We start from the raw sequence: 13453 nt of genomic DNA on the forward strand, positions 1-13453 counted from the left end.
CCGTCAGCCGACGACGGCCCGCCCGATGGCGTTGCCCACCAGCAGGACGACTGCGCACGCGCCGGCGACGGTCCCGACGCCGCCGGAGCCAGCGAGCAGGACCGCCAACAGGAGGGCGATAAGTTCGAGCGTCCGGTGAATGTTCGAGAGCTGTCTGGCGATTTCGGGGTCAGACGCCACGGAGTCGGCGGTGGCGTCGTCGGCCGCGCTCGTGACGCCCTCAGGGTCGGCGGTGGCGTCGTCGGCGTCGGTCATACCGCACCCGATTCGGCCCGGTCCCAAATGCGATGCGGTTCGGCCGGCGGCGCGGCTCGGTCGACCGGCGGCGCGGGGAGTGTGGTTCGGCCGGCGGTACGGGCGGCCCTCACAGCACCTGCGCGAACAGCGTGGCCTGCCCCCGACGCAGGCGCTCCAGAAACGCCGACTTGCTGATGCCGAGTTCCGCCGCCACCTCGCTCGCGGTCGATTCCCGCGGAACCGAGAAGTAACCCAGCTCCAGCGCGACCCGAAGCGCGGCCTCCTGTGCGGGCGTGAGGTCCCACCGCTTGGCGACCGCCTCGTCGTCCTCGCTCCCGAGCGGGAAGACGCGTTCGAGCGAGACGCCCACCGTGTCGGCGGCGGCCGCCAGCACGCCCTGTAGCACGTCGTGGCCGACGACCGCGCCGGTGTAGCGCTCGGTCCCCGCGCGGTACTGCAGGCTCTCGGCCATGAATCCCTCGTCGGTGAGCCGGTGGACCACGCAGGGGTGTTTCGACAGGCACCGGAAGTTGGTCCGGCTGTCGGTCCGCGAGGCGTGGAGATACCGGATGCGCTCGTCGGCGTCGAGAACGCGGGCGAGGTCGTCGGCCCCCTCGGTCGCGGAGAATCGGAGCAGGGCGTTGTCGTCGGTCCGGAGCTGTGGCGGTCGCGCCTCGACGGCGGCGTCGGTCTCGCGCGAGGCGTCCGCGAGTGGGCAGTCGTCGCCCGTGACGCTGAACTCGACGACGAGACACTCGTCTATCAATACGCCACACCTCCAATCGGTCCTGCTACGTCGTGCGTGGCGTGGAAGCGTGCGGTGGACTCGGGGAGAACGACGACTCGAAAGCCCCCGCCCGCTCGTTCTCCGTCGTTGTTGGCTTTATCACGACAGCCACAACTGGAGAGAACGACGACTCGAAAGCCCCCGCCCGCTCGTTCTCCGTCGTTGTTGGCTTTATCACGACAGCCACAACTGGAGAGAACGACGCCTCGAAAGCCCCCGGGCGCTCGGGTCGGGGGCCTCGCTGCGCTCCTCGCTTCGCTGCGGTGCTTGCATCGGCCGCCGTCCCCGAGCGCCCGGCCCCTTTCAGTCCCGCCCGGCGTGGTCCGTGTAGCTGAGCGACGCGGGTTCAGCGGAGCGTTTCGGCTCGGATTCATAACGGTCGTTTGCGCGCGATACATATAAAAGCAGTCTATAGGCGGGTCAATTGGTATGCCAGTCGGGACCGAACTCGCCCACATGGACATCGACGAGGTCAAAGAGCGCGCCGGACCGCGCGAATTCAGTCCGAAGGACGACCTCCCGGAGGAGTACCGGAAGGCCGCCACCCGGATGATTCAGTTCCACGCCAACAGCGAGATAATGGGGGCGTACCTCGAACGCCCGTTCATCCGGCAGGCTCCGAGCCTCGACCGGAAGCTGGCCTTCTCGGCGAAGGTGCAGGACGAAATCGGCCACGGCCAACTGCTCTACCGGGCGGCCGAGTCGCTGGGAATCAAGACCCGCGACGAGATGCTCGACGAGTTGGCCGACGGGGAGGGGAAGTTCCTCAACTGCTTCCACTACCCGATGGACTCGTGGGCGGAGGTGCCGATGATAGCCTTCTTCGTGGACGGCGCGGCCATGCGCCGGCAGGCCACGCTCAAGCGCACGAGCTGGGAGCCGTACGCTCACGCGATGGACAAGGTGTGCTTCGAGGAGGGGTTCCACGTCAAGCACGGCGAGGACATCATGCGCGAGTTGGCGACCGGCTCGAAGAAAGAACAGGAGATGCTGCAGGACGCCTTCGACGAGTGGTGGCCCCGCATCATCCAGTTCTTCGGCCCGACCGACGACAAGTCGACCCACCACGACTTCTCGGCCGACGTGGGGCTGAAGACGATGACCAACGACGAACTCCGCAACGCCTTCCTCAACGCCTACGTGCCGAAGGCCGAGAAGTACGGCCTCGAAATCCCCGACGAGCCCCGCATCCGGGACAACGGCGACGGCACCTACGAGGTCGTCGAGGACGACCTCGACTGGGAGGAGTTCTTCACCATCGCCAAGAACGACTCGGAGGGTAGCCACGAACAGATCGGCAAGCGCAGCCGCACCCAGGAGGCGGTCGAGTGGGTCCGCGAATCGCTCGACGACTGGGAAGCGGGAGCCAACAACGCCGCCCCGCAGGCGGCCGACTAACCATGATTTGGGAAGTGTTCCGACAGGAGGAGTCCGGGGAGTATCACACCCACTGTGGCAACGTCCACGCGCCCGACCGCGAGATGGCGAAGCTGTTCGCCCAGATTCAGCACGGTCGTCGGAAGCCGACCAACAGCCTCTGGGTCGCTCCGAAAGAGGAAATCGGCGAGGTCGACGCCGAGGAGGCCGAGTTCGGCGGCACGACCGACAAGTCCTACCGGTGGGTGATGGGGTACAAGGACCTCGACGCGGCGTACGCCGAGGAGGTCGCCGAGTCCCAGAGCGAGCAGGAGGACGCCGACCGCGCCAAGCGCGCGGGAGGTGACGACTGATGGCCGCAGAGGAAGCCGAGCGGTCCGGTCTCGGCGCGCCCGCCGACCTGCGCGACGAGGAGCGCGAGGCGGTCGAGGCCCTGCTCTCCCGGCTCGCCGACGACGAACTCGTCGCCGCCGAGCGCTACACCGAGTGGCAGGTCCGGTCGCCAACGCTCGAATCCGACCTCGCGCTCGCCAACATCGCGCAGGACGAACTCGGCCACGCCCGCCTCTGGTACGACCTGCTGGAGGACTTCGGCGCGACCGAGGCCGACCTCATCTTCGAGCGCGACCCCGGCGACTTCCGCCACGCCGCGCTCGTGGAACGACCGTTCGAGGACGGCGACTGGGCAGACGCCGTCGTGCGGACGTACCTCTACGACGAGGCCGAGGCGCTCCGACTGGAGGCGCTGGCCGACACCGCCTACCCCCGCATCGCCGACCGCGTGGGCAAGGTCGTCAGCGAGGAGGACTACCACCGCGAACACGCCCGCAACTGGCTGGAGCGACTGGCCGCCGACGAGGAGAGCCTGTCGCGGCTACAGGACGCGGTCGACCGACTGCTCCCGGCCGCGCTGACCCTCTGGGAGCCGGTCGACGACGAAATCGAAGCGCGCATCGACGACCTCGGCGTCCGGACCGACTCGCTCGACGAGATGCGCGAGCAGTGGTTCGACACCGTGTTGCCGTTCCTCCGGTCGCTGGGCCTCGACACGCCCGAGGGCATCCGCGAGGACCCCGAGTCGTTCCTGCCCGACCACGTGGGTCGGGACGGCGACCACACCGACGACTGGCCCGCGCTCCACGAGGAGATGACCCACACGTACCGGGAGTTGGGCCGCGACGAGGCCCACCAGATTATGCCCGACCCGGACGAGGCCGATGAGTAGCGACCCCGAGGAGTTCGACGTCGCGGAGTACGACGTCGACGCCGACCTCGACGCGAGCGACCCGGACCCCGCGGTCTGTGAGGACCCCGCCGGGGTCGGGGCCGAGCCTACGGCCTGCGCGTACACCGACTACGCCGCGGGCGGCGCGGACCCCGAGGACCTGCCGGCGACCGGCGAGGGCGCGACCGGCGTCGAAGCCGAGGTGTGGGACGCCCTCTACGGGGTCGAGGACCCCGAGATGCCCGTCTCCATCGTGGACCTTGGGCTGATATACGGCGTCGACGTGACCGAGCGGGTCGACGAGGGCGTCCACGCCGAGGTCCGGATGACCCTGACCTACACCGGCTGTCCCGCCCGGAACATGCTGACCGACGAGGTCGAGCAAGCGGTCGTCGGCGTCGCGGGCGTCGAGTCGGTCGACCTCCGACTGGTCTGGAGCCCGGAGTGGTCCATCGAGATGGTGACCGACGACGGAAAAGACGACCTGCGCGAGTTCGGACTGAGCGTGTGACCATGCGAGGACTCGACCCCAGCGTGGACACGACCGGCGAGACCGAGGGCGCGGAGTGCCCCTACTGCGGGTCGACCGACACCGAGCGCGAACACCCGAAGGGGCCGTCGCTGTGCCGGTCGATGCACTTTTGCAACGCGTGCGAACAACCGTTCGAGAAGTTCGAGTGAGCCGGTCGTTTCGGCTCGCTTTCGCTCGCGCGGTCCGAGTCCCACCAGTGGCTCGGGCGAGCGTCGAAACGGAGGGTAACCCGACTGCGCCGAGTCGCGGCCAGCGCCTCGACGCCAGCGGGGCCGGGCGGCGTGGTCACGGCAGCCACGGCGCAACCGACGCGACGGCGTTTCGTCCGTCTCACAGTACCAGCTTAGGAATTGTGGCCGAACGCGGACAGGTCACGAAGTGGACTGTTCTCGCCGACGCCCCGAATCGTCCTCGACGCGCGGTGCGCCCTCCAGCGCGAGCAGTCGCTCTTTCAGCGCGGTCCCGTCGCCGGCCGAGTAACCGCCCAGCGAGTCGCGCCCCACGACCCGGTGACAGGGGACGACCAGCGGCACCGGATTCGTCCCGCACGCGCTCCCGACCGCCACCGGCGCGGTGTCGAGCGCGGCCGCGAGGTCGCCGTACGTCCGGGTCTCGCCGTAGGGAATGTCGCGCATCGCGGCCATCACGTCGCCGGTGAACCCCTCCGGACAGTCGACCGCGAGGTCGAACGCCCGGCGCTGGCCCGCCGCGTACTCGGCGATTTGGCCGCGAATGTCGTCCTCGGAGGCGTCGATTCGCGCCGCGTCGAGTTCCATCGGTCGGCCGAACACGTCGACGTTCATCCGTCTGCCTCAACGTTCATCGGTCTGACGACGGGCTGCGGGGGCTTGGCGGTTTCGACTCTAGGGAGGCGTGTGGTTGCGGTGCTGGGCGGTCGTGGTACGGATGCGGTCGCGGTGCTGGGTGGTCGCGGTGCTGGGCGGTCGCGGTGCGGATGCAGTCGCAGTGCTGTGCGGTCGCGGTTCTCATTTGTATCGGCAGCAGCTAGCTTCTCGCTATCGTCATCGTTCGTCGTAGGGGTCCGAGCTAGCTTCTCGTTACCGTCATGGTTCGTCGTGCGGAGTCCGAGCTAGCTGCTGCCTCGACCGATGAGAGACCGCACAGCACCTGCACGGCACTGCACCGCGACCGCCCAGCACCGCGACCGCATCCGCACCGCCACTGCACCGCGACCGCATCCGCACCGCCACTGCACCGCCACCGCATCCGCACCGCCACCGCATCGCGAGAGCCTCACGCCTCCCCAGCCTCCTCCCTCACTGCGTTCGGTCGTCCCTCGCGCGTTTTGGCGCGACCACTTTCGGGTCGCGCCAGCACGCGCCAACTTGGAACGTTACCATCAGCAGTTACCATCAGCACGCCACGTCGGAAAGGGTCAATAGCGAACGCCGGAACGTTCGTCGCGTTCGCTCGCCGACGCCAGTGACGTAGGTTTAAACGCGATGGCGCGCAACCACCGGGTATGACCGACGACGGAACCCGGCCGGCCGACGCGTCGGCCGAGGGTGCTGGCGGCTGGTTCGAGGGGGTCGACCGGGACGACCCGGCGGCCGGCGCGGCCCGGATTCGCGCGGGGCGGGCCGACGCGCCCGACGACTGGCCCGGACGAGCAGTCGAATCGGGCTTCGCCGACGACGAGGCCGACTACTACGCGACGCTCCACGACGCCGCCGTCAGGGCCGCCCGCGAGGCGGCCAGCGAGCGCGAGCGCGCCGACGACCAGCAACTCGTCCACGCGGTCCGGGCGATGGACGACGCGACCGAGCAGGCCAACGAGTTGGCCGAGCGCGTGGCCGAGTGGGCCGGGAGTCGCTACCCCGACGCCGGCACCGGGGTCGACTACGCCCGCGAACTCGCCGAGCGCGAGCCCGAATCGCCGACCGACGAGCGACTCGTCGCGCTCGCGGGCCGGACCGCCGGCCTCGCCGACGAGGCCGACCGGCTCCGGGCGTTCATCGAGCGCGAGACCCCCGAGGTCGCGCCCAACCTCGCGTCGATGGCCGGCCCGGCGCTGGCGGCCCGGCTGATATCGCTGGCGGGCGGGCTCGAACCGCTGGCGAAGAAACCCGCCGGAACCGTGCAGGTGCTGGGCGCGGAGGACGCGCTGTTCGCTCACCTCCGGGGCCGGGCGTCCTCGCCCAAACACGGGGCCATCTTCACCCACGAGTACGTCCGGGGAACTGACCGGGACGAGCGGGGGTCGGCGGCGCGTGCGCTCGCCGGCAAACTCGCCATCGCCGCCCGGGTCGACCACTACTCGGGCGAGCGCCGGCCCGAACTCGACGCCGAACTCCGCGAGCGAATCGAGCGCATCCGAGGGCGGGCGGGCGGTGAGAGCGAATGAGCGAGCCGCTCCCCGAGGGCGTCGACCGCCGCTCCTTCGACGGCGACCCCCGACTGGCGACTCGCGGCCAGCCGGTGTACGGCGAACCCACCGACGAGGGCTGGCGGCTGTGGGACGCCGGCCGGTCGAAGCTCGCCGCGATGATGGCGGCCGGACTGTCGACCGGGCTGGCGGGCGGCGAGACGGTGCTGTATCTCGGCGCGGCCAGCGGGACGACGGCCAGCCACGTCGCCGACTTCGCCGGCCCGACCTACGCCGTGGAGTTCGCGCCCCGACCGGTCCGGGACCTCGTGGGCGTCGCCGAGGCTCGGGCGAACCTCGTCCCGCTGCTGAAGGACGCCCGCGAGCCCGAGACGTACGCCCACGTCGTGGAGTCTGACGTCGACGCACTCGTACAGGACGTGGCGACGCGCGGACAGGCCCGGGTCGCGGTCGAGAACCGCAGGTTCCTCGCGGACGACGGCCGGTTGCTCGCGGCCATCAAGGCCCGGAGCGAGGACGTGACCCGCGACCCCGAGGACGTGTTCGAGGACGCGCTCGCCGACCTCAGGGAGGCCTACGAGGTGGTGGGGACCGCGCGGCTGGAGCCGTACCACGACGACCACCTCGGCGTGGTGGCCAGACCACGGTAGAGCCGGCTTCGCTCCTCGCCGGTCCGGCCACCGCCCGGACTCGCCGGGTTCGGAACTGTTTATACGTCGGCTTCCGAAGCCCCGAAAAATGGACTCCGGGTCTGCCGAGAGCTTCGCGGAGATGGGGACGCTTGGCGTCGAGGAGGAGTTCTACGTCGTCGACGACCGGGGCCGCCCGACCTCGGGCACCGACGCCCTCGTCTACGAGCGCGACCCGCCCGAGATACTCGACGGACGGCTCGACCACGAGCTGTTCAAGTGCGTCATCGAGACCCAGACCCCGAAGATAGACGACCTCGCCGACGCTCGCGACCAGTTGCTCGCGGTCCGGTCGGCGCTGGTCGACCACGCCGAGGCCGGCGGGTATCGCGTCGCGGCCGCGGGGCTCCACCCCGGAGCCAGGTGGCGGGAACTCGAACACGCCGAGAAGGAGCGCTACCGCGCGCAACTCGACCGCATCCAGTACCCGCAACACCGCAACACCACCGCCGGGCTCCACGTCCACGTCGGGGTCGACGACGCCGACAAGGCGGTCTGGGTCGCCAACGAGATACGCTGGTACCTGCCCGTGATGCTCGCGCTGTCTGCCAACTCGCCGTACTGGAACGGCTTCGACACCGGCCTCCAGTCGGCCCGCGCGAGGATATTCGAGGCGCTGCCCAACACCGGGATGCCCACCGACTTCGACTCCTACGACGACTTCGCTCGGTTCGAGGAGACGATGTTGCGGACCGAGTCCATCAACGACCGGGGCGAACTCTGGTACGACGTCCGACCCCACACCGGCCACGGCACGGTCGAGGTCCGGACTCCCGACGGGCAGGCCGACCCCGACCGGGTGCTTGCGTTCGTGGAGTACGTCCACGCGCTGGTTGAGGACCTCGCCGCGAGGTACGAGGACGGGGAATCGGGCTTCCGCCACCGCCGGGAACTGCTCGACGAGAACAAGTGGCGCGCGATGCGGTACGGCCACGACGCGGCGTTCATCGGCCGGGACGGCGACGGCGAGGTCGGGCTCGGCGAGGTGGTCGACCGCGAGTGCGACCGCCTCGGCGTCTCGGGCATCCGAGAGCTGTACGACTCCGAGAGCGGCGCGGCCCGACAGCGCCGACTCCGCGAGGCCGGGGACGTCGAGGCGCTCTTCGAGTCGCTGGTCCTCGGCGGCCGAGCGTGAGGACGCCCGACGCCGAACGCGGGCCCGAATCGGAGGTGCGACCGCCCGTAAGCAAGGTTTTTACGCGTCGGCGGCTTTTGTCCTCGGTGAGAGGACATGTCCGGGGAGAACACAGACGACCCAGAAGACGTCAGCGTCGAGGACGACACAGTCGAGGAAGCCGAAATAGACGACGTCGCCGACGACGCGACGGTCGAGGAGGAACTGGACGTCGACGAGGAGGGCGACGTCACCGAGGAGGTGACCGTCGAGGACGAGGCGACCGGCGAGGAGACGGTCGCGTTCGAGGAGGAGGTCGCGAGCGAGGCGGCGGCCGACGAGCAGACGGGCCGCGAGCGCATCGCCACGGGCCGCGAGCGCCTCGAAGAGGAGGCCGACAGGGCGGTCGACCAGTTCGACGAGGGCATCGTGGACCTGCTGTCGTGGGTGCTCGACACCGAGACTCGGGCCCGCATCTACGTCTACCTCCGCCAGCAACCCCACAGCACCAGCGAGGAGATCGCCGAGGGGACCGGGCTGTACCCGAGTACGGTCCGGGAGTCGCTGGCCGAACTCCACGAGGAAGGGACGGTCGAGCGCCGCAAGCGCCAGAGCGAGGGCGCGGGCAACAACCCCTACGAGTACACCGCCATCGCGCCCAGCGACCTGGTCTCGGGCGTCGTCGGCCAGATTCAGGACGAACTCAACACGGTGTTCAACCTCGACGACCACCTCGACACCGAGACGGTCGACGGGGACAGCGAGCCGGTTCGCATCCGAGTCGAGGACGGGTCCGACGACGGAGCGACCGACGACGACCGAACCGGGGACGTCGAATCGGGGGCCGGCGACGCGACCGACGACGACGAGTGACGCGGTCGCCATTCCGAAGCCACTAAGCCACGGGGACCCATTCGCGGGGGTATGGAGGTTGCGCTGGGCGGGACGTTCGACCCGGTCCACGACGGCCACCGCGCGCTGTTCGAGCGCGCGTTCGAACTCGGCGACGTGACGGTCGGGCTGACGAGCGACGACCTCGCGCCGAAGACGCGCCACGAGGACCGGTACGTCCGCCCGTTCGCGGAGCGGAAGGCCGACCTGGCCGAGGAACTGGCGGGGCTCGCCGACGAGCACGACCGCGAGTTCGAGGTCCGGACGCTCCACGAGCCGACCGGCATCGCCACCGAGCCGGGGTTCGACGTACTGGTCGTCTCGCCCGAGACCAGGGACGGTGCCGACCGCATCAACGAGATTCGCGCCGAGCGCGGGCTCGACCCGCTCGAAGTCGCGGTCGTCCCCCACGTCGAGGCCGAGGACGACGACATCATCTCGAGCACCCGCATCGTCCGGGGCGAGATAGACGAGCACGGCCGGCTGACCCCCGAGCGCGACGGCCGGGACGCCGAGCAGTGAGGCCGACTCAGTGGTCGAGTTCCGTCGCGTCGTCGACTTCGAACCGGAGAATCTCGGGCTCGCCGTCCAGTAGTTCGGCCAGCGCCGCATCGAACTCCTGGAAGTGGTCAGTCCGCGTGTGGGACTCGAACGCCGCTTCGTCCTCGTAGCGCTCGAGAAAGCGGACGACGTTCGGGTTCTGCACGTCTGTCGTCGCGCGGTACTCGATGGTGCCGTCCTCCTGCTGGGACTGGTCGACGAGGTCGTCGACGAGTTCGAGGGCCTCCTCGCGTCGCTCGGGGGCGATCGGGAAGCTCGCGTGGACGACTAGCATGGCGTCTCGTCGGTCGTGCGGGACCCACGTAAGCGTACGTTCTCCGGCGAGACGTTCCGGCCGGCGGCCCGTCGTCGGTGGCGCGACCGTCCCGTTACCACGTCGGCGGTTCGAGCCCCGCCTCGTCGAGCAGGTCCTTCCAGCGTTGCTGGACGGTCAGCCGAGCGACGCCGGCGGCCTCGGCGACCTCGCTCTGGGAGCGCTGGTCGCTCTCGATGAGCGCGCCGGCGTAGAGGCTGGCCGCGACCACCGCCTGCCGGGAGTCGGCGTCCCTGTCGCTGGGGTCGTCCCACTCCGAGACGGTCGAGAGGAAGAGGTCGGTCGCCCGCGACCGCGCGGCGGTGCCCAGTTCCAGTCGGTCGGCCGCCTGCTGGAGCTCGGCCAGCCAGCGCTCGTTCTCGACGTGGTCGCGCGCTCGGTACACGCCGATTCCTTGCGACGGGGCCGGCTTAAACCTCGCGGGAACTCGCGGGGAGCGACAGGTTCTTGTCGCCCTCGCCGGAACTGGGGAGTGCGCGCGGGTTGCCAAGCCAGGCCAACGGCGTAGCGCTTAGGACGCTATCCCGTAGGGGTCCGCCGGTTCGAATCCGGTCCCGCGCACTGACCGAGTTTTCGAGCGAAGCGAGAAACGAGTGACGGAGCAGGACGGATTGAACCCTGCCAGAGGCAGCCCGCACAGCGGAGCGAGCAGGAACCTCTGGCTCCGGTTCGAATCCGGTCCTGCGAATTACGCTTTATTCCACCGTACCACGAGCGGTGCCTTCCTTGAAATGCTCTACGCCAGATACCGAGTCAGAGCATATCATCTGTCGTCTTCGCGTTACGTAACTCGCCGAGAGTAGTGTATCTTAATCCTTGCGGGTACTTCGACTCGTAAGCGACGGGGTCTTCAAGTTCGTAGAGTGATTCCGGCTCAAATTCGATCACTTTCTTTCCATCAGCGATTTTCGCCCTGTCTTTGTAATCCAACGGTTCGCGCATCAACTCCGCCTCGTCGGGCTCAACTACATCGCTCACCTTCGCGAAGTATTTCACCTCTCGAACATCACCGGTGACGTACATCGCTACGTAGTCAAACTCGCTTCCGACGCGGACGAATCCCCACGCTTCGTTCTCCTTAAGGAACGGAAGCCCAGACTCTTTGGTTGGGAAGACGGCTACGCGAGCGTTTGCATCACCTTCAATTTCTTGCCGGGAAATCCTATCCACTACGCAGTTCTTAAGGGGTTCAATCTCATCGGGGGGATTATCTGTTTCCGCTTTTTCCTCATCTTCTACCTTTCTAGATGAATCCTCGCTGACGAACTGGCGCTGTTCGCGGAGCACCGAGACGAGGTTCTGAACGAACTCGCGGGACTGTTCTTCGAGGTCAATCGTGACTTCCCCGATTTCATTTCCCACCGCTTCGGTGACGGACTCGGTGACGCTGTCCTCGTTCTCCTGAAGGTGCTGAATAGCTTGATTCGTCTCTGCAACCTGCTCAGCTATCTCGTCGGACCTCCCCGAGCGTATAGACTCTTTAGAGAGTAATTCCAGCATATCCGGATTCTCTGCGAGATCATCGAGATCGAACTGAACGACGGATACTTCCTCACCGCTATTCTGATGGCGGCTCTTTGTCAGTACTTCGAACGATTTTCCATTGGTTAGAATCCCCCAATCCACGTCGAGTTCCTGTCTCATGTAACTCTGTAACTGCTTGACTTCTCCATCAGTGAGTGTGGAGCGAACGGGTTTGACCTCCACAAATACGACGGGAGCGTCCCCTACGAGTAGTGCGTAATCGACATGGGTACTGCCGGAGGCCATTGGGACGGTGTATTCCAAAGAAACTTCGGTCGAGTAGAGATCCCAACCCAGCAGTTCGAGAAACGGTTGGACGAGTTTGACTTTCGTGTTTTCCTCGTCCATCTGCGGTGACGACTCGATGAGTTGTTGACACCGCTTGACGTATTCGTTAACCCCGTTTCGGTCCATTAGGGAAATATTGAGAAACCAGGACACATATATCATGCTGAAAGAGCGGAATCCCGACCACGCTATCTCGGGGTCCGAGTTCGAGCACGAACGCCGACGAAGCTTTCGTCCGACGTATCACGTCGAATCCTTTATGGGAAGAACTAATTGACCTCGTTAGCAACCCCACGAGCGATGCGACGGCGTACCATGATCTCTGCACTCGCGGCCGGCTCGGTCTCCGGGTGCCTCCGGCTGACCGCCGGGGAGGGGACGGGCAACGGCAGTACGACGACGGCAGGAGCGTCGTCGAGCGGGACGGACGGCCGCTCCGGGGACGCGTCGGCCGAGAACGTCATCTGGGTCGGGCCGGACGACGGCGAGTTCGGCGAGGGCACCGAGTCGAACCCGTTCCGGGACCTCCAGCACGCGCTCGCGGTCGCCGAACCGGGGAGCGTGGTTCGCCTGCAGTCGGGCGAGTACCGCGCGAACGTCAACACGACCGGCGGGGGCGACCCCGGCGACCCCATCACGCTGACCGGCCCGCCCGACGCCGTCGTCCGGGCGGCCGAGGGCGGGTCGACGCTGCTGGGCATCATCCACAGCCACGTCCACGTCACGGGGCTGACCTTCGACGGGCTGGCCGACCCCGAGCGCAAGTGGAGCGACGCGAGCGCGTGGGCGTCGGACATCGTCGTCGTCTCGCCGGGGCCGCGCTACGAGGACGAGGGCGTCGATTACCTCGAAGACGTGGTGTTCGAGCCCCACGCGGTCGGCAACGCCGCCGGCAATCTGGTCCAGATCGAGCGCACGCGGAACGCCTCGCTGGGCGACTTCGAGGTGGTCGGCCCCGCCGGCGCGAGCTTCCACCCGGAGATGGACGACCCCGACGAGGCCCACTCCTCGCACGTCTTCTACGTCGGGACGTCGCCGCCGACCATCGAGGAGTACAAGCCGTGGGACTCGCTGGACAGGACTCGGGACGTCCGCATCCACCACGTCGACAACAGCGCGGGCTATCACCACTCGACGTTCGCGTCCGTCCGCGTCGGCTCGGAGAACGTCACGGTCGAGTACTGCACCGACCGCAACTCCGGCAACGAGACCAGCGGCCAGAACCACGTGCCCGCGGTCGACCTCGGCGGGAACAACTGCGTGGTCAGGGGCAACGACGTCGGCGACTGCCGGTACGGCATCTCGCTGGGCGCGTGGTCGCCGACCGAGATGGCCGACGCCGCCGACTGGGCCCGGAACAACGACGTCTACACCAACCGTCTCCAGGGCGTCTCCCGGGACGCGTTCGCGTTTCACGACACCACCCCCGAGGCCCAGCGGCTCCTCTGTGACAACCGCCTCGTCGGCGTGGACGCCGACGAGTACGCGTACGCGACCGGCGAGTGCGAGGGGGCCGACGCGGACGCCGCCGGCATCGGCCACACCGCGGGTCGGTAGCTCGCGAACGG

17 protein-coding genes and 1 tRNA gene are annotated in these 13453 nt (G+C 68.0%); 12 read left to right on the forward strand and 6 right to left on the reverse strand.

Annotation, left to right across the window (positions count from 1 at the left end; all coding sequences use genetic code 11):
- Positions 1-3: 3 nt before the first annotated feature.
- Together EPL03_RS14930 and EPL03_RS14935 are read right to left on the reverse strand one after the other, a co-directional pair.
- Positions 4-255 carry a hypothetical protein gene (locus EPL03_RS14930; RefSeq protein WP_135830138.1) on the reverse strand — a complete coding sequence of 84 codons (252 nt, stop codon included), beginning with the start codon at positions 253-255 and terminating at the stop codon, positions 4-6.
- A 109-nt stretch (positions 256-364) separates the two neighbouring features.
- Entirely contained in the window at positions 365-1003 is a 639-nt protein-coding gene (locus EPL03_RS14935) for a helix-turn-helix domain-containing protein (RefSeq protein WP_135830139.1), read from the reverse strand.
- Between the two features lie 477 nt (positions 1004-1480).
- On the opposite strand from EPL03_RS14935, the gene paaA reads away from it, so the two are divergent.
- From paaA to paaE, 5 genes are read left to right on the forward strand one after another with little or no spacing between them, the layout of a single operon-like run.
- On the forward strand, positions 1481-2422 hold the full coding sequence (paaA, locus tag EPL03_RS14940) for a 1,2-phenylacetyl-CoA epoxidase subunit PaaA (RefSeq protein WP_135830341.1): 942 nt from the start codon (positions 1481-1483) through the stop codon (positions 2420-2422).
- Positions 2423-2424: 2 nt separating this feature from the next.
- Positions 2425-2754, forward strand: coding sequence for a 1,2-phenylacetyl-CoA epoxidase subunit PaaB (gene paaB / locus EPL03_RS14945; RefSeq protein WP_135830140.1), 330 nt, complete (start codon positions 2425-2427; stop codon positions 2752-2754).
- Entirely contained in the window at positions 2754-3626 is an 873-nt protein-coding gene (gene paaC, locus EPL03_RS14950) for a 1,2-phenylacetyl-CoA epoxidase subunit PaaC (RefSeq protein ID WP_135830141.1), read from the forward strand. Before paaB ends, paaC begins: the two co-directional genes overlap by 1 nt.
- Positions 3619-4137 carry a 1,2-phenylacetyl-CoA epoxidase subunit PaaD gene (paaD, locus tag EPL03_RS14955; RefSeq protein WP_135830142.1) on the forward strand — a complete coding sequence of 173 codons (519 nt, stop codon included), beginning with the start codon at positions 3619-3621 and terminating at the stop codon, positions 4135-4137. Before paaC ends, paaD begins: the two co-directional genes overlap by 8 nt.
- 2 nt (positions 4138-4139) lie before the next feature.
- Positions 4140-4307 (forward strand): 1,2-phenylacetyl-CoA epoxidase subunit PaaE, encoded by a 168-nt coding sequence (paaE, locus tag EPL03_RS20135; RefSeq protein WP_303646407.1) that lies wholly within the window; start codon positions 4140-4142, stop codon positions 4305-4307.
- A 222-nt stretch (positions 4308-4529) separates the two neighbouring features.
- On the opposite strand, the gene EPL03_RS14960 is transcribed toward paaE, so the two are convergent.
- Positions 4530-4961 (reverse strand): methylated-DNA--[protein]-cysteine S-methyltransferase, encoded by a 432-nt coding sequence (locus tag EPL03_RS14960; RefSeq protein ID WP_135830143.1) that lies wholly within the window; start codon positions 4959-4961, stop codon positions 4530-4532.
- 680 nt (positions 4962-5641) lie between these two features.
- Here EPL03_RS14960 and EPL03_RS14965 point away from each other — a divergent pair.
- The 5 genes from EPL03_RS14965 (at position 5642) to EPL03_RS14985 (ending at position 9721) form a co-directional block, all read left to right on the forward strand.
- Complete coding sequence (locus EPL03_RS14965) at positions 5642-6523, forward strand: NOP5/NOP56 family protein (protein ID WP_135830144.1); 882 nt, start codon at positions 5642-5644, stop codon at positions 6521-6523.
- Positions 6520-7155, forward strand: a complete 636-nt coding sequence (locus tag EPL03_RS14970) for a fibrillarin-like rRNA/tRNA 2'-O-methyltransferase (RefSeq protein ID WP_135830145.1) — start codon at positions 6520-6522, stop codon at positions 7153-7155. Before EPL03_RS14965 ends, EPL03_RS14970 begins: the two co-directional genes overlap by 4 nt.
- Before the next feature lie 88 nt (positions 7156-7243).
- Positions 7244-8329, forward strand: a complete 1086-nt coding sequence (locus tag EPL03_RS14975) for a glutamate--cysteine ligase (protein WP_135830146.1) — start codon at positions 7244-7246, stop codon at positions 8327-8329.
- 339 nt (positions 8330-8668) lie between these two features.
- A complete protein-coding gene (locus EPL03_RS14980) occupies positions 8669-9181 on the forward strand; it encodes a winged helix-turn-helix domain-containing protein (protein ID WP_244605290.1) in 513 nt (170 codons plus the stop codon).
- Positions 9182-9232: 51 nt separating this feature from the next.
- The gene (locus EPL03_RS14985) at positions 9233-9721 is read left to right on the forward strand and encodes a phosphopantetheine adenylyltransferase (protein ID WP_135830148.1); all 489 of its coding nucleotides are present in this window, start codon (positions 9233-9235) and stop codon (positions 9719-9721) included.
- Positions 9722-9728: 7 nt separating this feature from the next.
- On the opposite strand, the gene EPL03_RS14990 is transcribed toward EPL03_RS14985, so the two are convergent.
- The gene (locus EPL03_RS14990) at positions 9729-10034 is read right to left on the reverse strand and encodes a putative quinol monooxygenase (protein WP_135830149.1); all 306 of its coding nucleotides are present in this window, start codon (positions 10032-10034) and stop codon (positions 9729-9731) included.
- A gap of 94 nt (positions 10035-10128) precedes the next feature.
- Positions 10129-10458 (reverse strand): cyclin family protein, encoded by a 330-nt coding sequence (locus tag EPL03_RS14995; protein ID WP_135830150.1) that lies wholly within the window; start codon positions 10456-10458, stop codon positions 10129-10131.
- 91 nt (positions 10459-10549) lie between these two features.
- On the opposite strand from EPL03_RS14995, the gene EPL03_RS15000 reads away from it, so the two are divergent.
- Positions 10550-10634, forward strand: a tRNA-Leu gene (locus tag EPL03_RS15000).
- Positions 10635-10826: 192 nt separating this feature from the next.
- On the opposite strand, the gene EPL03_RS15005 is transcribed toward EPL03_RS15000, so the two are convergent.
- Positions 10827-12011 carry a type I restriction enzyme HsdR N-terminal domain-containing protein gene (locus EPL03_RS15005; RefSeq protein ID WP_135830151.1) on the reverse strand — a complete coding sequence of 395 codons (1185 nt, stop codon included), beginning with the start codon at positions 12009-12011 and terminating at the stop codon, positions 10827-10829.
- Positions 12012-12200: 189 nt separating this feature from the next.
- Here EPL03_RS15005 and EPL03_RS15010 point away from each other — a divergent pair, with 189 nt between their 5' ends.
- The gene (locus tag EPL03_RS15010) at positions 12201-13442 is read left to right on the forward strand and encodes a right-handed parallel beta-helix repeat-containing protein (RefSeq protein WP_135830152.1); all 1242 of its coding nucleotides are present in this window, start codon (positions 12201-12203) and stop codon (positions 13440-13442) included.
- The last annotated feature ends 11 nt before the right edge of the window (positions 13443-13453 follow it).

The sequence above is a fragment of the Halorussus halobius genome, from assembly GCF_004765805.1.
Lineage (GTDB): Archaea > Halobacteriota > Halobacteria > Halobacteriales > Haladaptataceae > Halorussus > Halorussus halobius.